Source organism: Sphingomonas sp. GW821-FHT03E12, assembly GCF_059420685.1.
Window position 1 is genome coordinate 617,222 of record NZ_JBWKUF010000001.1, and the last position, 26,249, is coordinate 643,470.

Here is a 26,249-nt window from a genome sequence, read left to right on the forward strand (position 1 = left end):
ACGATGAACGACCTGATCGATCTGTTGAAACCCGAAGCCGTGCGCTCGGGAACCCCGGCGGGCAGCAAGAAGAAACTCTTCGCGCTGCTCGGCGAGGCCGCGGCCAAGGCCTATGGTCTCGACGCAGCCGAGGTGACCGAGCGGCTTGCCGCGCGCGAGAAGCTCGGCTCGACCGGCTTTGGCGGCGGTATCGCGATTCCGCATGGCAAGATCGCGGGGCTTCCGGGCGTGCGCGGTCTGTTCATCCGGCTCGACAAGCCGCTCGATTTCGCCTCGGTCGATGATCTGCCGGTCGATCTGGTCTTCGCCCTGCTCTCGCCCCCCGATGCCGGCGGCGAGCATCTGAAGGCGCTGGCGCGGGTCTCGCGGCGGCTGCGCGATCGCGCCTTCACCGCCAAGCTGCGCGGGGCCGGGTCGGCCGACGCGCTCTATGCGTTGCTTGCGGGGACGGAATCGCGTGACGCAGCCGCCTGAACCGGTCGGGGCCGACGCGCATTATCGCGCGCTTGAATCCCTCTATGCGGCGGCACCGATCAACCAGCTGTTCGATTCACGGCTCGAGATCCCCGCCGCAGGGCAGGCGCGGATCCATTTCACGATCGACGAGCGGCATTTCCACGCCGGCGGGGCGGCGCACGGCACCAGCTATTTCAAGATGCTGGACGATGCCGCCTTCTATGCCTGCAACAGCCTGGTCACGGACCGGTTCCTGCTCACCACCGCGTTCAACCTGCTCTTCACCCGCCCCCTGGGGCCGGGGCCGGTGATTGCCGAAGGGCGCTGGGTCAGCGGGCAGCGCCGCGTGTTCGTCGCCGAAGCGCGGCTGATCGATGCCGATGGCGAGGAAGCGGCGCGTGGCACCGGCACCTTCATGAAATCGCGCATCCCGCTCGCGGGCCTTCCCGGCTACCGGGCCTGATGGCGCGGCTCGCCGCGGGCCTGCTCGTCAACGCGCTTGTCCGGCGGGTCAATGCGGCGGGCGGCAGTGCGATGGTTCTGGCAAAGGGGGATATGGAGGCCGGTGCGATCCTGGTCCTGACCCTCGATCGCGGCGGGAATCCCGGCTTCTTCGAACGCGGGATCGGTCCCGACGGAAGGGCAGCGCTGGTACGTGCCGGTCCGGCCGAACTTGCTGACGAAACCGCCGTTTCGGACTATTGGCAGCGGCGCCGGAGCCGCGATTCCGATCTGTGGGTGGTCGAACTGGATATCGCGGAGGCGGAACGGTTCGCCGCTGAAACACTCACAACTGGTTGACACTCCGTAACCATCGGGCCAAGAGCGCGCACGTTTAAGAGCGTTGTGCCGTCGGGGTGTGAAGCCGCCGGTTACGCAGTCGGGGGGAAAGCCCGACCGGTCCTTTGTTTATAGCAAGGAAACGGGCCGGATCGCGCGCCAACCGCATATTGTCGAAGTTGAATGTCCTTTTCCGCTCGCGCCGCGATTATCGCGGCTGTGACACTTGCCTTTGCCGCAGGCATCGGCGCGACCGCTCCGGGTGTGGCCCGGCAAGCCGAAACCGCGCAGCCTGCCAGCAATAACACGCCGGAACCGCAACAGGTTCCGACCATGGCCGAAGCGCTTGCCGATCTTGAAATCGACGCGCCGGCCGCTCCCGCCAACGCTGTGGTCCAGACGCTCGCCACCGATGACGGTGACGATGCCGACTATACGTCGCTCGCCGCCGCGGTCGCCGCGCAGCCGCTTGCCATCGATGACGAAGAGCTCAACTGCCTCGCCATCGGCGTCTATTATGAATCGAAGGGCGAGCCGCTCGAGGGCCAGCTCGCGGTGGCAGAAGTGATCATCAACCGTACTGAATCGGGCCGTTTCCCGCGCAACGTGTGCGGCGTGCTCAAGCAGCGCGGCCAGTTCTCCTTCGTTCGCGGCGGTCAGCTGCCGCAGCCGCCCGAGGGCGCGCGCGCATGGAAGACCGCGCTCGCGGTCGCCAAGGTTGCGCGCGGCGACATGTGGGACAGCAAGGTCTCGAACGCGCTCTATTTCCACGCCCGCCACGTCTCGCCCGGCTGGCGCCGCGCACGCGTCGGCAGCGTCGGCAACCACATCTTCTATCGCTGACCGCGGCGCGCGGAGCCTCGAGGGTTCCGTTCGTTCGTCAAATGTTCTAGGCAACGGGGATGGCTTCCACCATCCCCGTTGCCGAGTCGCATCCGGAATCGCTGCCTCCCGGCGCCGCCCAGCTCACTGCCGAGGTAACGCGCGGCGTTTGCCGCATGCTGCTGCGGCACGATTGCGTGGCGATGGCTGAAGTGCCGCTCGGCGATGGTCGCCGCGCTGATCTGATGGCGCTCAATGCGCGCGGCGAAGTGGTGATCGTCGAGGTGAAGGTGTCGCGCACCGATCTGATGGGCGACGGCAAATGGACCGATTATCTCGCCCATTGCGACCGTTTCTTCTGGGCAGTGCCGGCGGGGTTTGACCTCACGCCGCTCGAAACGCCGGGTTTCCTGCCCGAGCGTGCCGGCATCATCGTCGCCGATCGCTATGATGCCGCGATCCTGCGCGAGGCGAAGACGGTACCGCTGGCCAGTGCGACCCGGCGCAAATGCACCCTCGCCTTTGCCCGCCGCGCTGCGCGGCGGGTAATCGCGCTGACCGATCCCGATGCTGAGGGGGTCGGCTGAGCTGCGTTCTAGAAGCTCGGTCCCGAAACCGCGCGCTTCTGCACCGCAGGGGCATCCTTGAGCAGTTGCGCGATCACCGGAGAACGCGTGTCCCGCGCCGCATAGTCGCGCGCATTCATGCCGGCCAGCCGGTCGCGCTGGTCGGGGTCGGCCTTGGCGTCGAGCAGGGTGCGGACCATGTCGCTGTCGCGGCGCTGGACGGCGCGGATCAGCGGCGTTTCGCCGCCGTTGTTCGCCTGATTGACGTTCGCGCGTTTCGACAGGAGCAGCGTCACGCCTTCGGGCCAGGCCGCTTCGACCGCGAACATCAGCGCGGTATTGCCGCCGCCGTCCGGCAGGTTGATATTGCCGCCGCGTCCCAGAATGAAGTTCAGATACGTATAGTCGCGGCGTTTGGACACGATGTGGATCGCCGCTTCGCCCTTGTCGTCCTTGGCATTGACGATCGTCTGACCGGGCTGATTGAGGAACTCGGTCACCTTGTTGCCGTCCTGGTCGCGAACGGCCTTGAGGAAATTATAGCTGTCGGAAAACTGCTGAGCGGCCACCGGAAGCGCCAGCGCGAGCAGCGCCGCGGCGAAAACAGGCCGGGACGGACGGAAAGACATGATCGGACGATGCCCCTGATGACTGGGAAACCTTGCAACCTGCCCCGTATCAGATCATTGCGGGCGGCGCCATGAACAGGTTGCTTCTCCCCGCCTTTGCCCTTGCTTTCGCGCTCGCCGGATGCGGCGGAGGCACGTCCGGCAGCAAGTCGCTTGCCGACGCGCCCCTCGCCGGTGCATCGATCGGCGGTCCGTTCACGCTGGTGAATGGGGACGGCAAGACGGTGAAGGACAGCGATTTCGCCGGCAAGTACCGGATCATGTACTTCGGCTACACCTTCTGCCCCGATGTGTGTCCCGTCGACGTCCAGAATATCGGCGGCGCGATGAAGCTGCTCGACAAGAGCAATCCCAAGCTGGCGGCGCAGATCGTGCCGGTCTTCGTCACGATCGATCCCGCGCGCGACACGCCCAAGGTGGTCAAGGAATTCGCCGCCGCCTTCTATCCCCGCATGATCGGCCTGACCGGTACCCCGGCGCAGGTCGATGCCGCGGCGAAGGTCTATCGCGTGCCCTATGCCAAGCGCGAGACGCCGAGCGGCTATCTGATGGATCATGGCCGCCAGGCCTATCTGATGGGTCCCAAGGGCGAACCGATCGCCTTGCTGCCGCAGGATCAGAACCCGCAGGCGATCGTCGCGGAGATCGAGCGCTGGATCGGGTAAAGCCCTTCTGGGAGCAGCCGCTCTCCACCCTCGACCGCGCGCAATGGGAGGCGTTGTGCGATGGTTGCGGCAAATGCTGCCTGCACAAGATCGAGGACGAGGATACGGGCGATCTGTATGCGACCAACGTCGCCTGCCGCCTGCTCGATCGCCAGACCGGATTTTGCAGCGACTACAAGCACCGTCATGCCTATGTCGCCGAGTGCGTGCGGCTCACCGCCAACAATGTCGACGACATCGTCTGGCTTCCGCGCACCTGTGCCTATCGCCTGCGCGCGAATGACGAGCCGCTGCCCAGCTGGCATTATCTGGTAAGCGGCGATCGCGAGGCGGTGCATGCCGCTGGCGAATCGGTGCGCGGCTGGACGATCTCGGAGGACGTCGCCGGGGATCTCGAGCATCATATGGTCGACAGGCTGTTGTGACCCATCCGATCGAAGTCGTCCGCCATCCGCGTGCGCGGCGGATGAAGCTCTCGGTCGACAACGCTACAGGTCAGGTTCGCCTCACACTTCCGCCGCGCGCGCCGGTGGGAGAGGCGATGCGCTGGGCGCAGCAGCAGCATGAATGGATTGCGCGCGCGCTCGAACGCCGCACCGCCCCGGTGCCCTTCGTGCCGGGCGCGACGATCCTCTATCTGGGCGAAGAAGTCGGCCTCGGCTGGGACAGCGGTTTTCCACGCACCCCCGTGCTGGATGACGGTCAGCTGATCGCGGGCGGTCCGCGCGAAGGCTATGAACGCCGTATCGAGCGCTGGTTGCGCAAGATCGCGCTCGATACGCTCAGCAGCGAAACCGCCGAATATGCGGCACTGGCGGATGTCACCGTCGCGCGCGTCGCGATCGGCGATCCGTCGGGGCGCTGGGGCAGCTGTGCGTCATCGGGGGTGATTCGCTATAGCTGGCGGCTGATCCTGGCGCCGCCGGCGGTGCGCCGCGCCACCGTCGCGCACGAGGTCGCGCACCGCGTCCATATGAACCACAGCCCGGCCTTCCATGCGGTGGTCCGGCAGATCTACGGCAAGGATCCCGTGCGAGAGCGCGCCTGGCTGCGCGCCAACGCGATGCGGCTTCACTCGTTCGGCCGCGATTCCTGAAGCGGGCGGCCCGAGTCTCGCACGTTATCGCGTCCTGAGTCGCGCGATGGCGCCCGATCGACGGGTTCGCGGCGCGGCGGCGGCGCATCGCGTTGGCCGCGCCCGGTCATGCGGTCGAGCCAGTCCTGATCGATCGTTCCGTCATCCTCGGGCGGGGGAGCCTGCGTCGCATCGGGATTCGCCTGGTCACGCGGGACCGGATTGCCGTCCTCGTCGACGAAAATGGCGTTGTCCGGTGCGCCGTAGGATTCGTCGTCGGGCTCGATCTGCCATTCGGGCAGCGTCACCTCGGTCTCGAATTCCTCCACCGGCCGGCCAGCGACCGCGGGGCGCATGAAGGCGGCGAAGGCGCGCGCCGGTGCCGCGCCGCCCTGCAGCCCGCCGACACGCTTGGCGTCGTCGCGGCCCATCCAGACGCCGGTGGTGAGGCCTGAGGAGAAACCGAGGAACCAGCCATCCTTGTTCGAGGTGGTGGTACCAGTCTTACCGGCCACGGGGCGGCCAATCTGCGCGGCCTTGCCGCTGCCGGTGGCGACCGCGGTCTGCATCAGGTCGGTCATCTGCGCTGCGACATAGGGGGCGACCAGTACGCGCGAGGTGTCGACTTCGTGCTGATAGATCACCGCGCCGTTCGCGGTGACGCGGGTGATCGCATAGGGGGTTACGCCGACGCCCTTGTTCGCGACAGATGCATAGGCGCGGGTCATGTCGATCAGCCGCACATTGCTGGTGCCCAGCACCATAGCGGGCTGGGTGTTGACCGGCGTGGTGATGCCGAAGCGGCGCGCCATGTCGGCGACGGTGCCGAAGCCGACTTCCTGGCCCAGCTTGGCGGCGACGGTGTTGATCGAATAGGCAAAGGCCGAGCGCAGCGACATCTCGCCCGAGAAGCGGCCGGAATTGTTGCGCGGGCTCCATCCGCCGATCGTCACGGCTTCGTCGACGACCTGGTCGTCTGGCTTGTGCCCGGCCTCGAGCGCCGCAAGATAGACGAACAGCTTGAACGCCGAACCCGGCTGGCGCGTCGCCTGGGTCGCGCGGTTGTAGATCGACGACACATAGTCGCGCCCGCCGACCATCGCGCGCACCGCGCCGTCCCGGTCAAGGCTGACCAGCGCGCCCTGAGCGCCGGCTGGCGTATTCGCCTGGATGGCCTGGGTCGCCGCATTCTGCATGCGTAGGTCGATCGTTGTCCATACATCGAGCGGCGCTTCGGTCTCGTCGATCAGCACCTCGAGCTGGGGCAGGGCCCAGTCGGTGAAATAGCGCACGCTGTTCTGCTTGGGCGCCGCGGCGAGCTTGACCTCGGCCGGGCGTGCGGCATCGGCCTGCGCACGGGTGAGCGCGCCGGTCTCGACCATCACGTCGAGCACCACGCTCGCGCGGCCGATCGCAGCTTCGGCGTCGGCGGTGGGCGAATAGCGCGACGGCGCCTTGACCAGCCCCGCGACGACGGCGGCCTCGGACAGGGTCAGATTGGTCGCAGGGTGACCGAAGAAGGTGCGCGACGCGGCGTCGATGCCGTATGCGCCGCCGCCGAAATAGACCTTGTTCAGATAGAGTTCGAGGATCTGATCCTTGGTGAACTTGCGCTCCAGCGCGAGCGCCAGCACCATCTCACGCAGCTTGCGGCCGACATCGTACTTGTTCGACAGGAAGATGGTGCGCGCGACCTGCTGGGTGATGGTCGATGCGCCTTGCAGGCGGCGGTCGGTGCCGCGATGGTCGAACGCGAATTTGGTGATGCGCACCAGCGCTACCGGATCGACGCCCCAGTGCGAGCGGAAGCGCCGATCCTCGATCGAGACCATCGCGTCGCGCATCGGCGCGGGGATCTTCGAATATTCGATCCACTCGCCATAGCTGGGGCCCAGCGACGCGATCACCGTGCCGTCCGCGGCATGGACGCGGATCATCTGCCCGTTGGGCGAGGATTTGAGTTCCTCGAAGCTGGGAAGCGAGGCGCGCGCGGTATAGACCGCGATGGTCAGCGCGATGAGGCCGGCGAGCGCGAGCGTCACGCCGCCGATCAGCACCCATTTCAGGATGCGGCGAAACTTGCCGGGGCGGGCGGGGGATTTCTTGGGCATCGGAAGTGGCGCGAACCTACCGGCGAACCGCGCGGCTCACAAGCGGGTGCATGGGCCGGCCGGGCGCATCGAATTCAGGCGTCATCGCCCTCGCCGCGCGGCCGAAATTCCAGCGCAACCGAGTTGATGCAGTAGCGGAGTCCCGTCGGCGGCGGGCCGTCGGGGAAGACATGTCCCTGATGCCCGTCGCACCGCGCGCAGCGGACCTCGGTGCGCACCATGCCGTGGCTCTGGTCGCCATGCTCGCTGACATGGCCGGGCGCGACGGGCCGCGTGAAGCTCGGCCAGCCCGATCCCGAATCATATTTGTCGTCGCTGTCGAACAGCTCGAGCTGGCACCCGGCGCAGCGATAGATGCCGTCGGCCTTGTTGTCGGTGAAATGACCCGAAAAGGCGCGTTCGGTTCCCGCTTCGCGCAGCACATGGAATTGCGCCGGGGTGAGCCGCTGGCGCCACTCCGATTCGGAAAGATTGAGCTGATCCATGTCCCCGATGTGATGCGCCGGGGGGCCGCCGTCAATCGGCGGCTTCGTCCTTGTACGCCCACCAGAGCTGTGCGGGCGGCACATTCCACCATTCCATCTCATGATCGATGCGCGCGAAGTGCGGGGTCAGGAAATTGCGAACATTGGGATTGAACTGATAGACTAGGAACAACCCGTCGGGGCGCAGCACCTTCTGCGTCGCCGCCGCGATCCGGTCGCCCACGCCCGCCGGCAGGGTCGAGAAGGGAAGGCCGGAGAGCACGTAATCGGCATGCTCCGCGCCATGATCGGCGACGATCGCGTTCACGTCCTCAGCCGAGCCATGGATCGCGGAGAAGCGCGGATCGACGATCGACTGGCGCAGATAGGCGACGAAATCGGGGTTGGTGTCGATCACGATATATTTCGCGTCGGGACCCAGCCGGTCGAGTACCGCGCGGCAAAAGGTGCCGACGCCGGGACCATATTCGACGAACACCTTGGTGTTCTCCCAATCCACGCGCCCCAGCATCTTGCGGATCAGCTTGCGCGATGACGGGATGATCGACGCGACCATCGCTGGATGCTTGAAGAAGCCCTGAAGAAAGAGCGCTTGCGGCGAGAGGGGACGCGAAGCTTTGCGTTTCGCGCGGGCAATCGTGGTCGATCCGTTCATCAACTTCCCTCTGTCGGTGTCACGTTCCTGTAGGACAGTTGCCACACCCCTGTCATCAGGTACCTGTGCTTCTTAACGTTCTTCTCGTCGCAGCGGTTGCGTGCGCTGCCTAAACGTTTCATCCAGCAACCCATGGAGCACGCACGCCAGGGTCAGGTTGCCGTGATCTTCGTCTCGCAGCGCACGGACGAGGATGCCGAAGGCTATGCACAAGCGGCCGAGGCGATGGCGGCACTTGCCGCGGCGCAGCCCGGCTATGCCGGGGTCGACAGCGTCCGCGATGCGGGCGGACTCGGTATTACCGTCAGCTACTGGGACGATGACGCGAGCGCCAAGGCGTGGCGCGACAATGACGAACATGCGCGGATCCGCGATCTCGGCCGCGCGCGCTGGTACGACTGGTATACGCTCGAGGTGACGCGCGTCGAACGCGGCTATCGCTGGTCGCGGGGATGAGCGCGGCGGAATGAGCTTTCCGCGCGACCGCACCTTCACGATCCTGTTCCTGGTGATGTTCACCATCGCGGCGGGCAACACCGCGCTGCAATCGGTGCTGCCCGCGCTCGGCCGCTCGCTCGGTGTGCCCGACAGCGCGGTGGCGGCCGCCTTCTCGGTCTCGGCGTTGCTCTGGACTCTCGTCGCGCCCTTCTGGGCCAATCGCTCCGATCGGCACGGGCGGCGCAACATGGTGCTGCTCGGGCAGATCGGCCTCGCCGCGTCGCTGTTCTTCTGCGGCCTGTTTCTCGCCGCCGGGATCAACGGCTGGATCGCGCCTGCCACCGCCTTCGCCTTCTTCGTCGCGGCACGGATGATCTATGGCGGGTTCGGTTCGGCAGCGCCCCCCGCGGTGCAGGCGATCGTCGCCGCACGCACCAGTCGGGAGGACCGGACCAAGGCGCTTACCTTGCTCGGCTCGGCGTTCGGGCTCGGTACCATCCTCGGCCCCGCGATCGCGCCCTATCTGGTGGTCGGCGATCTGTGGCGCGGCGGACCGACGATCGGCCTTGCCGGGCCCGCGCTGATCTTCAGCGGCGCGGCATTGGCGATGATCCTGGTGGTGGCGCGCTTCCTGCCGCGCGATGTCGATGCCCCCGTCAGCCATGGCGCAGCATCGAGCTATCCGTCGATCGGCGGCCAGGCAAGCGGCGCGAGCGTCACCGCGGCGACGGCGGCCAAGATCGAGCCGATCGGCTATCTCGACTCGCGCGTGCGGGCCTGGATGATCTGCGGGCTGATCCTGGGGCATGCACAGGCGATGGCGGGGCAGGTGATCGGCTTCCTGATCATCGACCGGCTGGGCGTCCCCCCGATCGAGGCGATCGAGGCGACCGGCCTGGTGCTGATGCTTGGCGCCGGATCGGCCCTGCTCGCGCAATGGGGGATCATTCCGCTGCTCAACCTCAATCCGCGCCAGCTGATGCTGATCGGGCTGACATTGAGCGCGATCGGCTCGCTCGCCACGGGCAGCGCCACCTCGCTCTACGGCATCGCTACCGGCTATGCGCTGGCGACACTCGGCTTCGGCTTCTCGCGGCCGGGCTTTACGGCGGGCTCATCGCTGGCAGTGGGGCAGGCGGCGCAGGGATCGGTGGCGGGCAAGGTCACCTCGATCAACGGTGCCGCGTTCATCCTCGGCCCGTCGATCGGCGTCGCACTTTATGGCGCATGGCGGCCGCTCCCCTATCTGGTCGCGGCCGCCGCGCTGGTCCTGCTGGCGCTTTACGGCTGGTTCAGCCTGCGTCCTTCTTCCGGCTCTGAAGCATCCCCGGAGCGATGAACCCGATCGGGTTCAGCGCCACTGCGTCCTGCTTCATCCGTGCGACGAGCTGAGCGTATTCGGCCTCCATCTCGGGCGTCACGGTCGCACGTGAATCGGCGAGCGCTGCTTCGAAATGCGCCATCGTCACATGCGTGTTGGTGAGCGATTCGCGCAGCGCGACAAGGCCCGCGCGGCGCACGACATCCTCCAGGTCCGCGCCGGTGAAGCGTTCGGTCCGCTCGGCGATCGACGCCAGATCGACATCGTCCGCAAGCGGCATCTTGCCGGTCTGGATCTTGAGGATCCGTTCACGCCCCGGCGCGTCGGGCACGCCGACATAGATCAGCTCGTCGAGCCGGCCCGGCCGCATCAGCGCCGGATCGATCAGGTTCGGCCGGTTGGTCGCGCCGATCACCACCACGGATTGCAGCTCTTCCAGCCCGTCCATCTCGGCCAGGATGGTGTTAACCACGCGTTCGGTCACCTGCGGCTCGCCCAGGCCCGAGCCGCGCGCGGGCACAAGTGAATCGAGCTCGTCGATGAAGATCACGCACGGTGCCACCTGGCGCGCGCGTGCGAACAGGCGCGCGATCTGCTGCTCGCTCTCGCCATACCATTTGGAGAGGAGGTCGCTCGACTTGGTGGCGATGAAGTTCGCCTCCGCCTCGCGCGCCACCGCCTTGGCGAGCAGGGTCTTGCCGGTACCGGGCGGGCCATAGAGCAGGAATCCCTTGGCCGGCCGGATGCCGAGGCGCCGGAACGCGTCGGGATCCTTCATCGGCAGCTCGACGCCTTCCTTGAGCCGCATCTGCGCGTCGTCGAGACCGCCGACATCCTCCCAATGGACATTAGGCTTCTGGACCATCACCTCGCGCATCGCGCTCGGCTGGACGCGCTTCAGCGCCTCGACGAAATCCTCGCGGGTGACCGCCAGCGTCTCCAGCACCTCGGCGGGAACCGTCTTCTCCTCGAGGTTGAGCCTGGGCATGATCCGCCGCACCGCCTCGATCGCCGCCTCGCGCGCCAGCGCGGCGATGTCGGCGCCGACAAAGCCGAAGGTGGTGCGCGCCAGCTCGGTCAGGTCGACCTTCTCGCCCAGCGGCATGCCGCGGGTGTGGATGCCCAATATCTCGCGCCGCCCGCGCTCGTCGGGCACGCCGACCACGATCTCGCGATCGAACCGGCCGGGACGGCGCAGCGCCTCGTCGAGCGCTTCGGGACGGTTGGTCGCGGCGATGATCACGACATTGGCGCGCGCCTCCAGCCCGTCCATCAAGGTCAGCAGCTGCGCGACTAGGCGCTTCTCGGCCTCGCCGGTCACCTGCCCGCGCTTGGGCGCGATCGAATCGAGCTCGTCGATGAAGATGATCGCGGGCGCATTGGCGTTCGCCTCCTCGAACACCTCGCGCAGGCGCTTCTCGGACTCGCCATAGGCGCTGCCCATGATCTCGGGCCCGTTGATCAGGAAGAAGCTGGCGTCGCTCTCGTTGGCGACCGCGCGGGCAAGGCGCGTCTTGCCGGTGCCGGGCGGCCCGTGGAGCAGCACGCCCTTGGGCGGATCGACGCCCAGCCGCTGGAACAGCTCGGGATAGCGCAGCGGCAGCTCGACCATCTCGCGCAGCTGGTCGATCGTGCCGGCCATGCCGCCGATATCGTCATAGGTGACGTCGGCGCGGCGGAATTCCTTGGCTTCCTCGTAATCAGCGCGCAGTTCGACTTCGGTATTCTCGTCGATATGGACGATACCGCGCGGCGTCGCCGATACCACGGTCAGGCGGATCTCCTGAAGCGCATAGGCGGGCGCGCGCAGATGCTGGAGCACGTTGGGCGGCATGTCCGACACGCGCTGCTGGCCGACAGTGGAGACGGTATCGCCCTGTGCCAGCGGCCGGCCGATAAAGGTGCGCTTGAGCGCATTGGCCGACCCTTCGAGGCGCAGATCCTTGCGTGCAGGCGCGAACACGACGCGCGTTGCCGGGCGCGATTCGCCGCGGCGGATCTCGACGAAATCGCCCGATCCGACCCCCGCGTTGGCGCGCTGGAGGCCGTCGATGCGCAGCAGTTCCAGCCCCTCATCCTCGGGATAGGGGAAGACGGCGCGGGCTGGGGTGATACGCTTGCCGACGATCTCGATCACGTCGCCCTGCTGCAATCCCAGCTCGGTCATCAGCGTGCGCGGCAGGTGCGCAAGGCCGCGTCCGCTGTCCTCGGGGCGCGAACTGGCGACCTGGAGTTTGCGTGTCGGGGTATCGGTCTCGGCCATCGGCTCTCCTTCCCTGCGGTCCGTGCGGGGTGAGCGCGCCAGATAGGTACGCGGTTCCGGATCGCCTAGGTAAGCTACCGTTTCGCCCGCGATTCGGGCAAAAAAAAGGGCCGGCCCAAGGGGACCGACCCATGAAAGGTTTAGGAGAGGATGCCTGAAAGGCACGTCCTATGTGCAGTGCGGCGTAAAATGTTGCAAGTGCGAAAAGATCGTATGATGATTGCAGTTTCTGCAATCTGTAACAATCGCGGTTTACTGCCAATGTAACCGTTGTCACGCTGCTTACCCTGATAACCGGTTGCAAACGGATACGCTGCACCACACAAAAAGATATGCGAAGGCTGCCACCCCTCACCGCCATCGAGGCGTTCGTCCAGGTCGCGCGGCTTGGCTCGGTGAAAGCTGCCGCCGAGGAGCTTGCGCTCTCCTCGCCCGCACTCAGCCGCCGGGTGCAGGCGCTGGAGCGTTTCATCGGCAAGCAATTGTTCGAACGGCGGCATCAATCGATGAAGCTGAATGCCGAAGGCGAGCGGCTGCTGGGGCTGATCGCGCCCGCGCTCGATTCGATGAGCGACGCGATCGAGGGGATGACCAGCGGGGTCGAGTTGCTGCGGCTGAGGCTTGGCACGCCGGCGTTGTTCGCGACGCAACGGCTGCTCCCGCATCTGGGTGCATTGCGTGCAATGCATCCGCAACTCCATCTCGACATCGATACTGGCGGGCACGGCATGTCGCGGCTGGGCGACGGGCTCGACGCCGCGATCGTGCTCGCGCGCGATATCGACACCTTGCTCTACGGCCGCCGCCTCGACCGCAACCGCATCCGCCTGGTTGCGGCGCGGCATCTGGTCGAGGGGCCGAATGCGATCACCCGGCCCGAGCAGCTCGACGGTATGACCGTGATGGTCCATCGCGACATGGCCGACAGCTTCGAGATCTGGCGCGACGCGCTCGGTCTTCCCGATATCGAGCCGATCGCGGTCGATCTGTTCGATTCGGGCTCGCTGCTGCTCGAAGCGGCGGCGCAGGGCGTCGGCATCGCCTTCATGCTCGATTCGCATGTGGTGCCCGAGGACGATCCGCGCATCGCGACGTTGTTCGAGCCGGTGGTGAAGAGCCCCTATTCCTACTGGTTCGTGTGCCGCCCCCGGGCGCTCGAGCAGCGCCCGGTCAAGCTGTTCCACGACTGGATGATCGGTACGATCGAACTGGAGAACTGAGCGCGCCGAATCGCGCACCTGACCTCTCACCGCACCCAAACCGTCATCCCGGCCTTATGCCGGGATCCACCGGGAAGCGGGCGGCGGGCTTGAGGTTCCAGCTCAGCACTCGCGGCACCGTGGATCCCGGCACAAGGCCGGGATGACGCCGATGGCGCGCCGCTACAGCGGCCGCCCGTCCTGATCCATCAACACCTCGCGCCGCCCGACATGGTCGGGACGCGAGACCAGGCCGTCCTTCTCCATCCGCTCGATCAGGCGCGCGGCCGAGTTGTAGCCGACGCGCAGCTGGCGCTGCAGCCAGCTGGTCGATGCCTTCTGGCTCTCCGCGACCAGCTGTACCGCGCGGCGATACAGCTGCTCCTCCGGGCTGTCCTCGCCGTCCGGCGCACCATCCAGCGCGAACTCCTCGCCCTCCGGCTCCTCGGTCACCGCCTGGATATAGTCGGGCGCACCCTGCGCGCGCCAGTGATCGGCGACCGCCATCACTTCCTCGTCGCTGACGAACGGCCCGTGGACGCGTGCGATCTGCTTGCCGCCGGGCATGTAGAGCATGTCGCCCCTGCCCAGCAGCTGCTCGGCGCCCTGCTCGCCCAAAATGGTGCGCGAATCGATCTTCGATGTGACGTGGAAGCTGATTCGCGTCGGCAAATTGGCCTTGATCACGCCGGTGATGACGTCGACCGAGGGGCGCTGGGTCGCCATGATCAGGTGAATACCCGCGGCGCGCGCCTTCTGTGCGAGCCGCTGGATCAGGAACTCGACCTCCTTGCCCGCGGTCATCATCAGGTCGGCGAGCTCGTCGACGATGATCACGATCTGCGGCAGCGGATTGAGCTCGAGCGTTTCCTCCTCGTACAGCGGCTGGCGCGTCTCGGGATCATAGCCGACCTGCACCTTGCGGCCGAGCTTCTGTCCCTTGGCCAGCGCCTGGCGCACCTTGTCGTTGAACGAGCCGAGGCTGCGGACGTTGACCGAAGCCATCATCCGGTAGCGCTCCTCCATCTGCTCGACCGCCCATTTGAGCGCGCGCACCGCCTTGGGCGGATCGGTCACCACGTCGGCGAGCAGATGCGGGATGTCCTTGTACATGCTGAGTTCCAGCATCTTCGGATCGATCATGATCATCCGGCACTGGTCCGGGGTCAGCCGGTAGAGCAGCGACAGGATCATGCAGTTGAGGCCGACCGACTTGCCCGAGCCGGTGGTGCCGGCGACGAGCAAGTGGGGCATCGGCGCGAGATCGGCGATCACCGGGTCGCCGGCGATGTTCTTGCCGAGCACGATCGGCAGCTGGGCGCCCATATCCTCGAAACTGTCGCTGCCGACCAGTTCGTGGAGCGACACCATCTCGCGCTTGGCGTTGGGCAGCTCGATGCCGATGACGCTGCGCCCGGGAATGGTCGCGACGCGCGCCGAGACCGCCGACATGTTGCGCGCGATGTCGTCGGCGAGCTGGATCACGCGGCTCGCCTTGATCCCGCTCGCAGGTTCCAGCTCGTACATCGTCACGACCGGACCCGGCCGGACCTCGACGATCTGGCCCTTCACATGGAAATCGTCGAGCACGCTTTCGAGCAGGCGCGCGTTGCGCTCGAGTCCCGCCTTGTCGATCGCCGCGCTGCCGCTCTTGGGTGCGGGCTTGAGCAGTTCGAGCGGGGGAAGCTTGTAGCTGCCCTTGAAGTCGAGACTGGTCTGCACCGGCTTGGCCTTGGGCGGGCTGGGCGGCGGCGCGGGATCGGCGATGACCGGGCCGGGGCGCGTATCGGGCAGCGCCATCTTGCGCGGCTTCGGTGCCGTCGCCGGCGTGAAGAGACCGGCGGTGTCGTCGATATCCTCGTCGATTTCGCCTGCTTCCGTCCCGGCCCCGGCGCGCTCGCGGCGTGGCAGGCGCAACTGCGATACTTCGAGCTGAACGCTGCGCGCCCAGACCACCACGCCCGCGACCCCGGCGATCAGGCCGAGCACGCGCCCGCCCCACAAGGTCACCGCGGGATCGCCGGCAAGGTTCAGCCCCCAGCGCAGCAGATTCGCGACCGATAGCCCGACAATTCCGCCCCAGCTTCCCGGCAGCTCCCAATCGAGTACGGCGCGGCTGGAAACGAATGCCAGCGCGGTGCTCATCAGCGCGACGCCCAGCGCAGCGCCGCCCAGCATCCGTCCCCAGGCGCCGACCGGATTGCCCTTCCACAGCCGCGTCGCGATGATCAGGCCAACCGGGACGAGCATCACCACCACGGGACCGCCGGTCGCGAGCAACAGGTCCGCGAGCCACGCGCCCGGCGTTCCGAGCAGGTTCTTCACCGGGCCGCCCGATGCGGTGTTCAGCGACGGGTCGGTGCCCGTATAGGTGCCGATCGCGAGCACCGCAGCCAGGGTCAGCACGAACAGCGCGATCGCGCCGATCAGCGCGCCGCTGCGTTTCGCCCCCGCCTTCATCGTGTCACGCCACAGCATCGGCTGCACCCGGCTCGCCATCAAACGTCCCTGAATGTCTCGAATTTCCCGCTTTGGTGGATTCATCCACCCTGCGGACTCTGGCGTCAAGGCAGCCGCTCGGCTACTCGCCGCATATGGCGCAGGCAGACCTCCTTATCCTCGGCGGCGGACTGGTAGGGAGCGCGCTTGCGGTCGCGCTCGACCGGCACGGCATTTCCAGCATCGTGATCGATCCGGCAGACCCGGCGGTGATCCTCGCCGCCGCGCATGACGGCCGCGCCTCGGCCATTGCCGCAGCACCCATGCGGATGCTCGAAGCGATCGGCGTCGCGGATCGCCTCACCGGCAAGGGTTGCCCGATCCAGAGCATCCGCGTCAGTGACGGGCTCGAGCCGGGCAAGCTCGACTTCGATCCGCTCGAGGGTGAAGGCGCGCTCGGCACGATGTTCGAGAACCGCCATCTGCGCGCCGCGCTGATGGCCGCGGCTTCCGAAGCGCCGCTCGCCGATGTCCGGATGCAGACACGCGCGCTCAACGTCGAACGCGGCCCCCATGGCGTCACCGCCACGCTCAGCACGGGCGAGACGGTCACGGCCCAGCTGCTGATCGGCGCCGAGGGCCGCAACTCGCCTACCCGCGATACCGCGCACCTCAATGTCGCGCGCTGGACCTATGATCACTCCGCGATCGTGACCTCGCTCCATCACGAGCACAGCCACGAGAATGTCGCGTTCGAGATCTTCTATCCGCAGGGGCCCTTCGCGATCCTGCCGCTGGTCGATGACGAACAGGGGCATCGCTCGGCGATCGTCTGGTCGGTCAAGCGGCACGAGGAAGCGGGGATGATGAAGCTCTCCGAACGCGGCTTCCTGGCCGAGGCGGAGAAGAAGATGGGCGGGTTCCTCGGCAAGCTCGGCCCGCTCGGCCCGCGCTTCAGCCATCCCCTCGGCTTCCACCATGCCGCGACGATCACCGCCGATCGCCTCGCTTTGGTCGGCGACGCCGCGCACGGCATCCACCCGATCGCCGGACAGGGGGTCAATGTCGGCTTCCGCGACGTCGCGGCTTTGGTCGAGGTGCTGGTCGAGGGCAAACGGATCGGCCTCGACATGGGCGATCCCCAGCTGCTCGCGCGCTATCAGCGCTGGCGCAGCCTCGATACCTTCATGGTCAGCGTCGCCACCGATGCGCTGACGCATCTGTTCGGCATCCCCGGCAAGACCGCACACGCCGCCCGCCGTTTCGGCCTGTCGGCGGTCGACAAGGTGCCGGCGCTCAAGAACTGGTTCATGGCCGAAGCACGGGGCGAATCGGGCGCGACACCGCGGCTGCTCCACGGCGAGATGGCCTAGCCCCTTATTGCAGCGTCCCCTCGTCGCTGTCGTGGCGGCCGAAGAACTGCATCAGCTGAACCGTCAGCTCGGCGCGATCGCTCAGCGTGCCGGTCTCCAGCAATGCCTGCTTCGCCGCGGGATCGAACGGTGCGATCTGGGCAATGCCGTTGACCAGCGCCTCATCGTCGAGCCGCGACACTGCGTTCCAGTCGACCGCATAGCCCTGACGCTCGGCAAAGCGCCGCGATTCAAGCTCGAGCGAGGCGCGCTCGCCCATCGCCAGCACCTCGTCCTCGGGATCCGCGATCAGCTCGGCCTCGACCTGGCGGAACGGGGTCGTCACCTCCAGTTCGCGCAGGATCCGGAACCGCGCAAGGCCCTCCAGCACGATGTCGAACTTGCCGTCGTCGAGCGCCTCGACCTCCGCGATGCGGCCGACACAGCCGATCTCGAACAGCGGCACCGGCTCGCCCCTGGTCTCGCGAAAATTGGGGCGCGGCTGGATCATGCCGATCCGCCGGTCGCGCGCCAGCGAATCGGTCACCATCGCGCGGTACCGCGGCTCGAAGATATGCAGCGGCAGCTGCATCCGCGGGAACAGCAACGCGCCCGTCAACGGGAAGACCGACAGGCGAGTCGTCGTCATCCGAACAGGATGGCGGAAAGCTTGCGGCGCTGGCCCGAGACCCAGGGATCCTCCAGTCCCACCGCCTCGAACAGCTTGAGCAGGCGTGCGCGCGCGGCGCTGTCATTCCACTCCCTGTCCTCGGCGATCATCGCCAGCAGCGTCTCGGCCGCACCGTCACGGTCGTTCGCGGCCATTTGTGCGCCGGCCAGCTCGTAGCGGGCGTCCATGTCCTGGGGATTGGCTGCCGCGCGTTCGCGAATCGCCGCCAGCTCGTCGTCCGCCGGGGCCTCGCGCGCCAGCGCGAGCGCCGCGCGGGCGCGCTCCAGCTCGGGGGTGGCGGCAATCTCGTCGGGCAGCACGTTCAGCGCGGCCTCGGCCTCGTCGAGCCGGCCCAGCCCGATCAGCGCCTGCGCGCGGCCTGCCGCGACCTGCGCATGCTCGGGCGCCATCTCGCCGATCTGGTCATAGATCACCAGCGCGCGCTCATGCTCGCCATTGGCCAGGACCTCAGCCGCCATCGCCAGCAGCGGCTCCAGCTCCGCCTCCTGCGCTGCCGCATCGCTCTCGACCGGGATCTGGCGCAGGATCTGGTCGAGATTCGCGCGCAGCTGCGTCTCGGTGCGGGCGTTGGTCAGGTCGGCGACCAGCTGGCCCTGGAACATCGCATAGACGGTGGGGATCGACCGCACCTGGAATTGGGCGGCGATGAACTGGTTGGCGTCGACATCGATCTTGGCGAGCAGCACGCCCTTGTCGGCATAGTCGGCCGCGACCTTCTCAAGCACCGGCGCCAGCGCCTTGCACGGCCCGCACCATTCCGCCCAGAAGTCGAGGATGACCAGCTTGGTCATCGACGGTTCGACGATGTCCTTGCGGAATGCCTCGACGGCGTCCTTGTCGGCGGCGGAAAGTCCCAGCGTGGCCACAGCGAATCCCTTGTGTAAAAAACCGGCGCTCTATGTGGGCGTTGCAGGCCTGCTGGCCAACCCTTTTCGCTTCTTTCGATTCTGGGCTTGCGGACCCTGAAACCCGCTGCTAGAGGCCGCCACCTTGCCCCGCCCCCTCGGTCTTCCGAGCGGGCACCAAGCGCCAGAGAGCGGGCGTAGCTCAGGGGTAGAGCACAACCTTGCCAAGGTTGGGGTCGAGGGTTCGAATCCCTTCGCCCGCTCCAGCGACTTCCGAGTCGATAGAACAATTTAGCCAAATAACTGCGCTTGCTGGCCAGCCTAGGAATCCACCTGGGTAACCTAGGCGACTGCCCTTACTACTGGCCAGGTCGCGTCGAAGTTAGACCTTGGCTTGAAGCCTGTTCTTCAACCACTATGTTGTCTCTTCGTCGTAACCATACCAGGCGGCTTCGCCGGAAAACCGGACCTGATTACGGCGTCGCATATCTCTCTGATGGACGCCTAGCGGGGGACGCCAACCGCACGCGCAGCCCTGCGTCAAATCCTTGTATCGATGTGCCGCATTTCTGAACCGATCGTTTCGGAAATTGCCCCCTTCCCGCCCTTTTCCGGCCTTTCCCCCTACCTATCTGCTCCTTCGAAGGAGTGTCCCCATTGTGGTTCGGGACACAGGTACAGGAGGTTCACCCATGCAGAGCAAGGCACAGGTGCGGCGCACTTCGCGTCCGCTTCGCTGGCTGGCCGCCGCATTGGCCGGGACGATGATGGTCGCGACGCCGCTCGCCGCGCAGGCAGGGGGTGGTGGTGCGCTCTCGGCCGCGAGCGAGTGGCGCAATCCCAAGGACAGCGTGCGCATTCGCTTCAGCCCCTGCGGGCAGGATCGCGTCTGCGGAATTGTCACCTGGGCGAGTGAAAAGGCCAAGGCCGACGCGCGCCGTGGCGGTACCGAACAGCTGGTAGGCACCAACCTGTTCCGCAATTTTCAGCGTGTGTCGCCCGGTCAGTACAAGGGACATGTGTTTGTTCCCGACATGAACCGTACTTTCGCCGGCCATATGGAGATCAAGGGCGATTCGATGATCGGCAAAGGTTGCGTGCTCGCGGGCCTGATCTGCAAGCAGCAGGTTTGGACGCGTATTTCGTGATGCGCTTTGCCGCGGGGTCGCGCTAGTCTCGGCCCATGGCAAATGCACCCATTCGAATCGGCATCGGCGGCTGGACCTTCGAGCCCTGGCGCGGGACCTTCTATCCCGAAGGCCTAAGCCAGAAGAAGGAACTGGAATACGCCAGCCGCCAGCTGACCGCGATCGAGATCAACGGCACTTATTATTCGGGCTTCAAGCCAGCGACCTTCGCCGGCTGGGCCGCGACCGTGCCCGACGGTTTTGTTTTCGCGGTGAAGGCGTCGCGCTTCTGCACCAACCGCAAGGTGCTGGCGGAGGCGGGTGAATCGGTCGCCAAGTTCGTCGGTCAGGGGATCGTCGAGCTGGGCGACAAGCTTGGCCCGATCCTGTGGCAGTTCATGGCCACCAAGAAGTTCGACGCCGACGATTTCGGCGCCTTCCTCAAGCTGCTTCCCGCGTCGCATGAGGGCGTGAATCTGCGCCACGCGATTCAGGTGCGGCACGACAGCTTCCATGTGCCGGAGTTCGTCGCGATGTGCCGCGATGCCGGCGCCGCGATCGTCTTCGCCGATTCGCCCGAATACCCCGCGCTCGCCGATATCACCGGCGACTTCGTCTACGCCCGGCTCGAAAAGGGCGAGGACGATAATCCGCTCTGCTATCCGGAGGGCGACATCGACCGCTGGGCCGATACGGCTAGGCTATGGGCGGCGGGCGGCAAGCCCGAAGGCTTGCCCTATGTCGAAGCCGGCGCACCGCCTGTGCAGCCGCGCGAGACCTTCGTCTTCTTCATCCATGGCGGCAAGGTCCGTGCGCCGGCGGCGGCAAAGGCGCTGATCGAACGCACCGCTTGAAATGTTGGAATCGGGCGGGCAGCCTCATGCCCGCTCTTTGAAACCGTGATCCTCGGCCAGCCTCGCGCGCGTGGCAGTGTGACTTTTGGGACTTTCGGCCGGTTCAGGGCCGTGCCGGGCTTGGCCGGTCCGAGACCATGCGCTCGCCGTCGATCACGATCGGACTGGCGACACCGGGCAGCCCGCCCGCCGCAATCTGCATGCCGCGCGCCACCACCTGCGGGTCGGCAAATACCTCGCCGACATCGTTGATCGGTCCGGCGGGCACGCCCTGCGCCTCGAGCGCGTCGGACAGCGCCTGCTTGGTCCAGCCCGCTACCGCTGCCTGGATCGGCGCGATCAGCCTTGCGCGGTTGCGCACCCGCGCCGGGTTGGTCGCGAAATCGGGATCGCTGTGCAGGTCGAGCCCAAGCACCGCGCACAATTTGGCGAACTGCCCGTCATTGCCCACCGCGATGATCAGGTCGCCATCGCTGGCGGTGAAGGCCTGATAGGGGGCGAGGTTGGCATGGCCGTTGCCCATCCGGTGCGGCACCTTGCCCGATGCCATCCAGTTCAATGCCTGATTGGCGAGCACCGCGACCTGGGTGTCGAGCAGCGCCATGTCGATATGCGCGCCCTCTCCGCGCTCGTCGCGACGCCGCAGCGCCGCCAGGATCGCTACCGCCGAATAGACGCCGGTGAAGATGTCGGCATAGGCGATCCCCGCCTTTTGCGGCGCACCGTCCGGCTCGCCGGTCAGTGACATGATTCCGCCCATCCCCTGGATGATGAAGTCGTATCCGGCGCGATGGGCATAGGGACCGGTCTGCCCGAACCCGGTGATCGAACAGGTGATCAGCCGCGGATTGACCGCCGACAGGCTCCGGTGATCGAGCCCGTACTTCACCAGCCCGCCGACCTTGTAATTCTCGATCACCACATCGGCATCGGCGACCAGCGCACGTACCTCGGCCTGCCCCTCGGGGGTCGCAATATCGATGAAGCGTGCGGTCTTCCCCCGGTTCGCCGCGTGATAATAGGCGGCGTCACGGTCGTTGCCCTCCGCGTCGTGCAGGAAGGGCGGTCCCCAATGCCGCGTATCGTCCCCCGCACCCGGCCGCTCGACCTTGACCACCTCTGCGCCCAGATCGGCGAGCAGCTGCCCGCACCACGGCCCCGCCAGGATGCGGGCAAGCTCGACGACCTTGATGCCTGCCAGCGGCTTCACCCGCGAAAGCCCCCGCGGCGGATGACGTAATAGCAATGGCCGGGCAGCATATGGCCGTTGCCGCGCTCGACCCGGCCTTCCTGCAGCACGCCGCCGATCTTCTCCATCGCCCGGCGCGATCGCATGTTCTTCTCGCCCACCACGAACACCGCGCCGCTGACATAGCGATGGATATGATCGAGCATCATCCGCTTGATCTCGCGGTTCCACGCCCCGCCCCAATAGTCCCGGGCGATGAAGGTCCAGCCGATCTCCACTTCGTCGCGCACCGTGTCGGGAAAGGCATATCGGCTTGCACCAATGATCTTGCCGCTCGCCTTGTCGAGGATGGTGAGCCCGCCCCCGCTGGCCAGGGCATCCTCGAAATAGGCACGGAAGACCGGTTCCTGCCAGCGATTGTGGAAGGGGTGCTGTTCCCAGATCAGCGGATCCGACGCGACCGCGAACATGCCTTCCCAATCCTCCGGCACCGTCGGCCGGAGGATGGCGAGCTCGCCGGTCAGCGTCGGCTGGAAGTCCATCAGAACGCCGCGATGCCGGTGATCGCCCGGCCCAGGATCAGGCCATGGACATCATGCGTGCCCTCGTAGGTGTTGACCGTCTCGAGGTTGATGGCGTGGCGCATGACATGGAATTCGGCGGAAATGCCGTTGCCGCCATGCATGTCGCGGGCAACGCGGGCGATATCCAGCGCCTTGCCGCAATTGTTGCGCTTGATGATGCTGATCGCTTCGGGCGCCAGCTCGCCCTCGTCGAACATCCGCCCTGCGCGCAGCGCCGCCTGCAGGCCGAGCGCGATCTCGGTCTCCATATTGGCGAGCTTCAGCTGCACCAGCTGGGTTGCGGCGAGCGGTCGGCCGAATTGCTGGCGGTCGAGCGTGTACTGGCGCGCGGCGTGGAAGCAGGCCTCCGCCGCCCCCATGCTGCCCCAGGCGATGCCGTAGCGTGCGCGGTTGAGGCAACCGAACGGGCCCTTCAGCCCCTGCACTTCGGGCAGCAGCGCGTCCTCGCCCACCTCGACGCCGTCCATCACGATCTCGCCGGTGATCGACGCACGCAGGCTCAGCTTGCCCTCGATCTTGGGCGCGGACAGGCCCTTCATGCCCTTTTCGAGGACAAAGCCCTTGATCCCGCCGCCATGCGCGTCGCTCTTCGCCCAGACGACGAAGACGTCGGCGATCGGCGAGTTGGTGATCCACATCTTGGCGCCGGTGATCCGGTACCCGCCATCGATCTTCTCGGCGCGGGTACGCATGCTGCCGGGATCGCTGCCCGCGTCGGGCTCGGTCAGGCCGAAGCAGCCGACCCATTCGCCGCTCAGCAATTTGGGGAGGTACTTCCGTTTCTGCGCCTCGGTGCCATAGGCATTGATGGGATGCATCACGAGCGAACTCTGGACGCTCATCGCCGAACGGTAACCGGAGTCGACCGCCTCGACCTCACGCGCCACCAGGCCATAGGCGATATAGCCCAGGCCCGCGCCGCCATAGGTTTCGGGGATGGTCGGCCCGAGCAGGCCGAGCTGGCCCATCTCCGACATGATTGCGCGATCGAAATCCTCGTCGAGGAATGCGCGGGTCACCCGCGGCAGCAGCTGCTCCTGTGCATAGGCACGCGCGGCATCGCGCACCATCCGCTCCTCGTCGGTCAGCTGTGCGTCGAGCGCGAACGGATCGGCCCAGTCGAAACGGCCCATCGCGGCCATGACATCTCTCCTTGAATTGAACTTACTGAGCCGGCTCGGCCTTGACGGGTGCGGCCTCGGCCGGGACGGCGTTTGCGGCGGGTAGCTGCGCGCCGGCCGCGGGCCTTACGGGTCCCCGGATCGCGGCGGCCTCCAGTGCGTCGAGCGCGTTGCGCGTCTCGACATAGCGGCTGGCCGCAGCCATCCAGCTTTCGGCGCCCTGCGCGCCGGGAAGGCGCGAAACCTCGGCGAGCGCTGCTTCGACATGCCCCTGCGCCAGCAAGCGGCGCGCCCTTGCAAGCCGCGCGCGCGGATGCGGACTGGCGGCATTCTCCTTGCGCACGATCACCAGGGTTGTGGCCTCGCGGCGCAGTGCATCCCACCAGCTTTCTCCGGGAACGCCGGTCGAAAGCCGTGGCGCGATCTGGTCGAAGGCAAGGCGCAGATCCTCGAGCGTCACCGGTTCGTTCGCTCCGCGCACCACGGTCGCCACGGCGCGCGGATCGATCTCCCCGAACCGGGTCCGCAATTCGCCGGCGATCGGGTCGAGCGACTGGCCACGCTCGATCGCGCGCCGTGCGCCGAAGACCAGCATCATCGCCTCGGCGCGCCCGGCATAGCTGGCGGCAGTGCGTGCGTCGGCGTCGCTCGCCTGAATCCGGCTGTCGATCGTGTCGAGCCGGGCGGCAAGCGCCTGCTCGCGCGCCGCAAGTGTCGCGACATCGGTTGCAGGTGCCGCTGCGGGCTCGGCGGTAAGGGCGGGCTGGACGGGGCCGGCCGGCGGGACCGGGCCCGTGGCCCCCCAGCCGCCAAAGCGGAACACCGCCGCCATCACCGCGAGTCCGGCGAGGAAGGCGATCAGTCCGGCGACCAGCGCGACGGTCAGCGTGTTGCCGCGTGCCGCAACCGGCGTCTCGATCGGCGTTTCGGAAGTCATTGGCCGTTTATTCTCCCGAAGCGGTCAGGGGTCAATCGCGAGTGGGCGCGCGGCTGCGATCATCGCTTCGTCATTGGGTGCCTCGGCAATGGCGATCGCGCCCCAGCCCGGCCCCGCGGCGGCCGCTGCCTTGCCGCTAATTGCCGCGATCCGCACGGTTGCGCGCGGAATGGTGTGCCGGTCGAGCTCGGCGGCCAGCTGCATTCCAGCGCGCGCCGAATGGATCAGGGCGACATTGCCCTGCAGCAAGCCCGCATCCGCGAGCGGAATCGCATCGCTCGCATAGACAGCGATCGCTTTTGCAAGGGAGGGGTGTTCGATCGCCGTTCGCTCGCGCCCGGTGAGCCAGAGCAGCCGGCTGAAATCCGGAGCATCGTGCAACAGCTCCGCGACATCGGTCGATCCGGTGTGCGCCACGATGAATCCGGCCCCGCGTGCGGCATCCGCCGTCGCGCTGCCTACCGCCAGGACTTGCAACCCGCTCAGCTGATTCAGCCCCATGCCCCCATGGCGCACCGCATTGGCGCTGGTCAGCAGCAGGCCGTCAAAGGCTGCGGTATCGAGCGGCGCCCAGTCGAGTGGCCTGACGACGAACAACGGCAGCGGGAGCGGATCGAGTCCAGCTTCGCGAAGCCGTGCTGCCGTCGCGGCATTGCCCGGTTCGGGCCGCAGGATCGCGACGCGGCGGCTCAATGCCCGACCCTCAATGTCCGAACAGGGCGCGCAGACGCGGACTGGCGGCGGCGAGCAGATCGTGCGCGATCGCCGCTGCCTCGTGCGCGATCCCCTCCAGCCCCGACCGGTCCAGGCGGACATGCTCGCTCCCGTCCTCGCTCAGGATTTCCGCACGCAGACGCAGCGCGCCGTCCTCGATCGTCGCCAGCGCGGCGACGGGCGAATGGCAATCGGCCGATAGCGCGGCGAGCATCGCCCGCTCGGCGAGCACGCAGCGCTCGGTGGCGGGATCGCCGATCGCAGAGACCAGCATCCGCGTCGCCACGTCGTTCGCTCGCACCTCGATGCCCACGGCTCCCTGCGACGGTGCGGGCAGAAGCTGATCGAGCGGGATTGGTGCGCCCACATCGGGCCGCTCAAGCCGCTCGAGCCCCGCTGCGGCGAGCAGGGTGGCGTCGGCCTCACCATCGCGCACCTTGGCAAGGCGTGTATCGACATTGCCGCGCAGGGGGACGATCGAAAGGTCGGGGCGGATGCGGCGCATCTGCGCGGCGCGGCGCGGCGAGCTTGTGCCGATCCGTGCACCATGCGGCAGTGCTTCGATCGAGTCCGCGCCGATCAGCCGGTCGCGTACATCCTCGCGCACCAGCATTGCGGCGATGGCGATGGTCTCGGGCCGGATCGTCTCGACATCCTTCATCGAGTGGACGGCCAGGTCGATCTCGCCGTCGAGCAGCGCGCGGTCGAGCTCCTTTGTCCAAAGCGCCTTGCCGCCGATCTCGGCGAGCGGGCGGTCCTGCACCTTGTCGCCGGTGGTGCGGATCGGGATGATCTCGACCTGATCCGGACCCCAGCCATGCGCTGCGAGCAGCGCGTCGCGCACGAGGTTGGCCTGAACAAGCGCAAGCGGCGATCCGCGGGTGCCGAGACGAAGCATGGCGGGGCCTGTAGCGGGCGTTGCCTCGCCTGT

The 26,249-nt window shown here is 67.0% G+C and carries 28 protein-coding genes and 1 tRNA gene; 15 read left to right on the top strand and 14 right to left on the bottom strand.

All coding sequences use genetic code 11. The annotated features are described in order from the left end of the window. Window positions 1-3 precede the first annotated feature (3 nt). From ptsN to AC07TU_RS02945, 5 genes are all read left to right on the top strand, one after another. Entirely contained in the window at window positions 4-474 is a 471-nt protein-coding gene (gene ptsN / locus AC07TU_RS02925) for a PTS IIA-like nitrogen regulatory protein PtsN (RefSeq protein ID WP_495186411.1), read from the top strand. Beyond that, window positions 458-919, top strand: a complete 462-nt coding sequence (locus AC07TU_RS02930) for a PaaI family thioesterase (protein WP_495186412.1) — start codon at window positions 458-460, stop codon at window positions 917-919. The genes ptsN and AC07TU_RS02930 overlap by 17 nt, the downstream gene beginning before the upstream one ends. Then, window positions 919-1,257, top strand: coding sequence for a DUF1491 family protein (locus AC07TU_RS02935; protein ID WP_495186413.1), 339 nt, complete (start codon window positions 919-921; stop codon window positions 1,255-1,257). Before AC07TU_RS02930 ends, AC07TU_RS02935 begins: the two co-directional genes overlap by 1 nt. Window positions 1,258-1,419: 162 nt before the next feature. Further along, a complete protein-coding gene (locus tag AC07TU_RS02940) occupies window positions 1,420-2,079 on the top strand; it encodes a cell wall hydrolase (protein ID WP_495186414.1) in 660 nt (219 codons plus the stop codon). A gap of 59 nt (window positions 2,080-2,138) precedes the next feature. Beyond that, complete coding sequence (locus AC07TU_RS02945; RefSeq protein ID WP_495186415.1) at window positions 2,139-2,645, top strand: MmcB family DNA repair protein; 507 nt, start codon at window positions 2,139-2,141, stop codon at window positions 2,643-2,645. An 8-nt stretch (window positions 2,646-2,653) separates the two neighbouring features. On the opposite strand, the gene AC07TU_RS02950 is transcribed toward AC07TU_RS02945, so the two are convergent. Beyond that, complete coding sequence (locus AC07TU_RS02950; protein ID WP_495186416.1) at window positions 2,654-3,253, bottom strand: ankyrin repeat domain-containing protein; 600 nt, start codon at window positions 3,251-3,253, stop codon at window positions 2,654-2,656. A 71-nt stretch (window positions 3,254-3,324) separates the two neighbouring features. Between AC07TU_RS02950 and AC07TU_RS02955 the strand changes: the two genes are divergently transcribed. From AC07TU_RS02955 to AC07TU_RS02965, 3 genes are read left to right on the top strand one after another with little or no spacing between them, the layout of a single operon-like run. After that, a complete protein-coding gene (locus tag AC07TU_RS02955; protein ID WP_495186417.1) occupies window positions 3,325-3,918 on the top strand; it encodes an SCO family protein in 594 nt (197 codons plus the stop codon). After that, window positions 3,906-4,343 carry a YcgN family cysteine cluster protein gene (locus tag AC07TU_RS02960; protein WP_495186884.1) on the top strand — a complete coding sequence of 146 codons (438 nt, stop codon included), beginning with the start codon at window positions 3,906-3,908 and terminating at the stop codon, window positions 4,341-4,343. Before AC07TU_RS02955 ends, AC07TU_RS02960 begins: the two co-directional genes overlap by 13 nt. Then, entirely contained in the window at window positions 4,340-5,014 is a 675-nt protein-coding gene (locus tag AC07TU_RS02965; protein ID WP_495186418.1) for a M48 family metallopeptidase, read from the top strand. Before AC07TU_RS02960 ends, AC07TU_RS02965 begins: the two co-directional genes overlap by 4 nt. Here AC07TU_RS02965 and AC07TU_RS02970 read toward each other — a convergent pair. The 3 genes from AC07TU_RS02970 to AC07TU_RS02980 form a co-directional block, all read right to left on the bottom strand. Then, the gene (locus AC07TU_RS02970) at window positions 4,990-7,104 is read right to left on the bottom strand and encodes a transglycosylase domain-containing protein (RefSeq protein WP_495186419.1); all 2,115 of its coding nucleotides are present in this window, start codon (window positions 7,102-7,104) and stop codon (window positions 4,990-4,992) included. The genes AC07TU_RS02965 and AC07TU_RS02970 overlap by 25 nt on opposite strands. A gap of 74 nt (window positions 7,105-7,178) precedes the next feature. Next, window positions 7,179-7,589: a peptide-methionine (R)-S-oxide reductase MsrB gene (gene msrB / locus AC07TU_RS02975; protein WP_495186420.1), complete on the bottom strand. Its 411-nt coding sequence runs from the start codon at window positions 7,587-7,589 to the stop codon at window positions 7,179-7,181. Window positions 7,590-7,620: 31 nt separating this feature from the next. After that, complete coding sequence (locus tag AC07TU_RS02980) at window positions 7,621-8,244, bottom strand: class I SAM-dependent methyltransferase (protein WP_495186421.1); 624 nt, start codon at window positions 8,242-8,244, stop codon at window positions 7,621-7,623. A 132-nt stretch (window positions 8,245-8,376) separates the two neighbouring features. On the opposite strand from AC07TU_RS02980, the gene AC07TU_RS02985 reads away from it, so the two are divergent. Together AC07TU_RS02985 and AC07TU_RS02990 are read left to right on the top strand one after the other, a co-directional pair. Beyond that, window positions 8,377-8,700 carry an antibiotic biosynthesis monooxygenase family protein gene (locus AC07TU_RS02985; protein ID WP_495186422.1) on the top strand — a complete coding sequence of 108 codons (324 nt, stop codon included), beginning with the start codon at window positions 8,377-8,379 and terminating at the stop codon, window positions 8,698-8,700. A 10-nt stretch (window positions 8,701-8,710) separates the two neighbouring features. Next, complete coding sequence (locus AC07TU_RS02990) at window positions 8,711-10,021, top strand: MFS transporter (protein WP_495186423.1); 1,311 nt, start codon at window positions 8,711-8,713, stop codon at window positions 10,019-10,021. On the opposite strand, the gene AC07TU_RS02995 is transcribed toward AC07TU_RS02990, so the two are convergent. Further along, complete coding sequence (locus tag AC07TU_RS02995) at window positions 9,975-12,266, bottom strand: CDC48 family AAA ATPase (protein WP_495186424.1); 2,292 nt, start codon at window positions 12,264-12,266, stop codon at window positions 9,975-9,977. The genes AC07TU_RS02990 and AC07TU_RS02995 overlap by 47 nt on opposite strands. A 332-nt stretch (window positions 12,267-12,598) precedes the next feature. Between AC07TU_RS02995 and AC07TU_RS03000 the strand changes: the two genes are divergently transcribed. After that, window positions 12,599-13,486, top strand: a complete 888-nt coding sequence (locus tag AC07TU_RS03000; RefSeq protein WP_495186425.1) for a LysR substrate-binding domain-containing protein — start codon at window positions 12,599-12,601, stop codon at window positions 13,484-13,486. A gap of 162 nt (window positions 13,487-13,648) precedes the next feature. Here AC07TU_RS03000 and AC07TU_RS03005 read toward each other — a convergent pair whose 3' ends face one another. Continuing rightward, complete coding sequence (locus AC07TU_RS03005) at window positions 13,649-15,964, bottom strand: DNA translocase FtsK (RefSeq protein ID WP_495186426.1); 2,316 nt, start codon at window positions 15,962-15,964, stop codon at window positions 13,649-13,651. A gap of 95 nt (window positions 15,965-16,059) precedes the next feature. Here AC07TU_RS03005 and AC07TU_RS03010 point away from each other — a divergent pair, with 95 nt between their 5' ends. Further along, window positions 16,060-17,277: an FAD-dependent monooxygenase gene (locus AC07TU_RS03010; protein ID WP_495186427.1), complete on the top strand. Its 1,218-nt coding sequence runs from the start codon at window positions 16,060-16,062 to the stop codon at window positions 17,275-17,277. A 4-nt stretch (window positions 17,278-17,281) separates the two neighbouring features. Here AC07TU_RS03010 and AC07TU_RS03015 read toward each other — a convergent pair whose 3' ends face one another. Both AC07TU_RS03015 and AC07TU_RS03020 read right to left on the bottom strand, forming a co-directional pair. Beyond that, the gene (locus AC07TU_RS03015) at window positions 17,282-17,905 is read right to left on the bottom strand and encodes an LON peptidase substrate-binding domain-containing protein (RefSeq protein WP_495186428.1); all 624 of its coding nucleotides are present in this window, start codon (window positions 17,903-17,905) and stop codon (window positions 17,282-17,284) included. Next, entirely contained in the window at window positions 17,902-18,813 is a 912-nt protein-coding gene (locus AC07TU_RS03020; RefSeq protein WP_495186429.1) for a tetratricopeptide repeat protein, read from the bottom strand. The genes AC07TU_RS03015 and AC07TU_RS03020 overlap by 4 nt, the downstream gene beginning before the upstream one ends. 170 nt (window positions 18,814-18,983) lie before the next feature. On the opposite strand from AC07TU_RS03020, the gene AC07TU_RS03025 reads away from it, so the two are divergent. The 3 genes from AC07TU_RS03025 (at window position 18,984) to AC07TU_RS03035 (ending at window position 20,773) form a co-directional block, all read left to right on the top strand. Continuing rightward, window positions 18,984-19,058: transfer RNA gene (locus tag AC07TU_RS03025), tRNA-Gly, on the top strand. A 426-nt stretch (window positions 19,059-19,484) separates the two neighbouring features. Continuing rightward, window positions 19,485-19,940: a DUF2147 domain-containing protein gene (locus tag AC07TU_RS03030; RefSeq protein ID WP_495186430.1), complete on the top strand. Its 456-nt coding sequence runs from the start codon at window positions 19,485-19,487 to the stop codon at window positions 19,938-19,940. 35 nt (window positions 19,941-19,975) lie between these two features. Continuing rightward, on the top strand, window positions 19,976-20,773 hold the full coding sequence (locus AC07TU_RS03035) for a DUF72 domain-containing protein (RefSeq protein WP_495186431.1): 798 nt from the start codon (window positions 19,976-19,978) through the stop codon (window positions 20,771-20,773). Between the two features lie 103 nt (window positions 20,774-20,876). Here AC07TU_RS03035 and AC07TU_RS03040 read toward each other — a convergent pair whose 3' ends face one another. Genes AC07TU_RS03040 through hemC form a run of 6 tightly spaced genes read right to left on the bottom strand, consistent with a single transcriptional unit; the run spans window position 20,877 to window position 26,216 of the window. Next, a complete protein-coding gene (locus tag AC07TU_RS03040) occupies window positions 20,877-21,983 on the bottom strand; it encodes a CaiB/BaiF CoA transferase family protein (RefSeq protein WP_495186432.1) in 1,107 nt (368 codons plus the stop codon). Next, entirely contained in the window at window positions 21,980-22,504 is a 525-nt protein-coding gene (locus AC07TU_RS03045; RefSeq protein WP_495186433.1) for a GNAT family N-acetyltransferase, read from the bottom strand. The genes AC07TU_RS03040 and AC07TU_RS03045 overlap by 4 nt, the downstream gene beginning before the upstream one ends. Then, complete coding sequence (locus AC07TU_RS03050; protein WP_495186434.1) at window positions 22,504-23,688, bottom strand: acyl-CoA dehydrogenase; 1,185 nt, start codon at window positions 23,686-23,688, stop codon at window positions 22,504-22,506. Before AC07TU_RS03050 ends, AC07TU_RS03045 begins: the two co-directional genes overlap by 1 nt. Before the next feature lie 22 nt (window positions 23,689-23,710). Continuing rightward, window positions 23,711-24,604 (bottom strand): hypothetical protein, encoded by an 894-nt coding sequence (locus AC07TU_RS03055; RefSeq protein ID WP_495186435.1) that lies wholly within the window; start codon window positions 24,602-24,604, stop codon window positions 23,711-23,713. 24 nt (window positions 24,605-24,628) lie between these two features. Continuing rightward, window positions 24,629-25,297, bottom strand: a complete 669-nt coding sequence (locus AC07TU_RS03060; protein ID WP_495186436.1) for a uroporphyrinogen-III synthase — start codon at window positions 25,295-25,297, stop codon at window positions 24,629-24,631. A gap of 10 nt (window positions 25,298-25,307) precedes the next feature. Then, on the bottom strand, window positions 25,308-26,216 hold the full coding sequence (gene hemC, locus AC07TU_RS03065) for a hydroxymethylbilane synthase (RefSeq protein ID WP_495186437.1): 909 nt from the start codon (window positions 26,214-26,216) through the stop codon (window positions 25,308-25,310). Between the last annotated feature and the right edge of the window lie 33 nt (window positions 26,217-26,249).

What these genes read in the sequence shown, in the direction of transcription:
- ptsN (WP_495186411.1), top strand. Translation starts at nt 4, where the DNA reads ATGAACGACCTGATCGATCTGTTGAAACCCGAAGCCGTGCGCTCGGGA.
- AC07TU_RS02935 (WP_495186413.1), top strand. Translation starts at nt 919, where the DNA reads ATGGCGCGGCTCGCCGCGGGCCTGCTCGTCAACGCGCTTGTCCGGCGG.
- AC07TU_RS02940 (WP_495186414.1), top strand. Translation starts at nt 1,420, where the DNA reads ATGTCCTTTTCCGCTCGCGCCGCGATTATCGCGGCTGTGACACTTGCC.
- AC07TU_RS02945 (WP_495186415.1), top strand. Translation starts at nt 2,139, where the DNA reads ATGGCTTCCACCATCCCCGTTGCCGAGTCGCATCCGGAATCGCTGCCT.
- AC07TU_RS02950 (WP_495186416.1), bottom strand. Translation starts at nt 3,253, where the DNA reads ATGTCTTTCCGTCCGTCCCGGCCTGTTTTCGCCGCGGCGCTGCTCGCG.
- AC07TU_RS02955 (WP_495186417.1), top strand. Translation starts at nt 3,325, where the DNA reads ATGAACAGGTTGCTTCTCCCCGCCTTTGCCCTTGCTTTCGCGCTCGCC.
- AC07TU_RS02970 (WP_495186419.1), bottom strand. Translation starts at nt 7,104, where the DNA reads ATGCCCAAGAAATCCCCCGCCCGCCCCGGCAAGTTTCGCCGCATCCTG.
- msrB (WP_495186420.1), bottom strand. Translation starts at nt 7,589, where the DNA reads ATGGATCAGCTCAATCTTTCCGAATCGGAGTGGCGCCAGCGGCTCACC.
- AC07TU_RS02980 (WP_495186421.1), bottom strand. Translation starts at nt 8,244, where the DNA reads ATGAACGGATCGACCACGATTGCCCGCGCGAAACGCAAAGCTTCGCGT.
- AC07TU_RS02985 (WP_495186422.1), top strand. Translation starts at nt 8,377, where the DNA reads ATGGAGCACGCACGCCAGGGTCAGGTTGCCGTGATCTTCGTCTCGCAG.
- AC07TU_RS02990 (WP_495186423.1), top strand. Translation starts at nt 8,711, where the DNA reads ATGAGCTTTCCGCGCGACCGCACCTTCACGATCCTGTTCCTGGTGATG.
- AC07TU_RS02995 (WP_495186424.1), bottom strand. Translation starts at nt 12,266, where the DNA reads ATGGCCGAGACCGATACCCCGACACGCAAACTCCAGGTCGCCAGTTCG.
- AC07TU_RS03000 (WP_495186425.1), top strand. Translation starts at nt 12,599, where the DNA reads ATGCGAAGGCTGCCACCCCTCACCGCCATCGAGGCGTTCGTCCAGGTC.
- AC07TU_RS03005 (WP_495186426.1), bottom strand. Translation starts at nt 15,964, where the DNA reads ATGGCGAGCCGGGTGCAGCCGATGCTGTGGCGTGACACGATGAAGGCG.
- AC07TU_RS03010 (WP_495186427.1), top strand. Translation starts at nt 16,060, where the DNA reads ATGGCGCAGGCAGACCTCCTTATCCTCGGCGGCGGACTGGTAGGGAGC.
- AC07TU_RS03015 (WP_495186428.1), bottom strand. Translation starts at nt 17,905, where the DNA reads ATGACGACGACTCGCCTGTCGGTCTTCCCGTTGACGGGCGCGTTGCTG.
- AC07TU_RS03030 (WP_495186430.1), top strand. Translation starts at nt 19,485, where the DNA reads ATGCAGAGCAAGGCACAGGTGCGGCGCACTTCGCGTCCGCTTCGCTGG.
- AC07TU_RS03035 (WP_495186431.1), top strand. Translation starts at nt 19,976, where the DNA reads ATGGCAAATGCACCCATTCGAATCGGCATCGGCGGCTGGACCTTCGAG.
- AC07TU_RS03045 (WP_495186433.1), bottom strand. Translation starts at nt 22,504, where the DNA reads ATGGACTTCCAGCCGACGCTGACCGGCGAGCTCGCCATCCTCCGGCCG.
- AC07TU_RS03050 (WP_495186434.1), bottom strand. Translation starts at nt 23,688, where the DNA reads ATGGCCGCGATGGGCCGTTTCGACTGGGCCGATCCGTTCGCGCTCGAC.
- AC07TU_RS03055 (WP_495186435.1), bottom strand. Translation starts at nt 24,604, where the DNA reads ATGACTTCCGAAACGCCGATCGAGACGCCGGTTGCGGCACGCGGCAAC.
- hemC (WP_495186437.1), bottom strand. Translation starts at nt 26,216, where the DNA reads ATGCTTCGTCTCGGCACCCGCGGATCGCCGCTTGCGCTTGTTCAGGCC.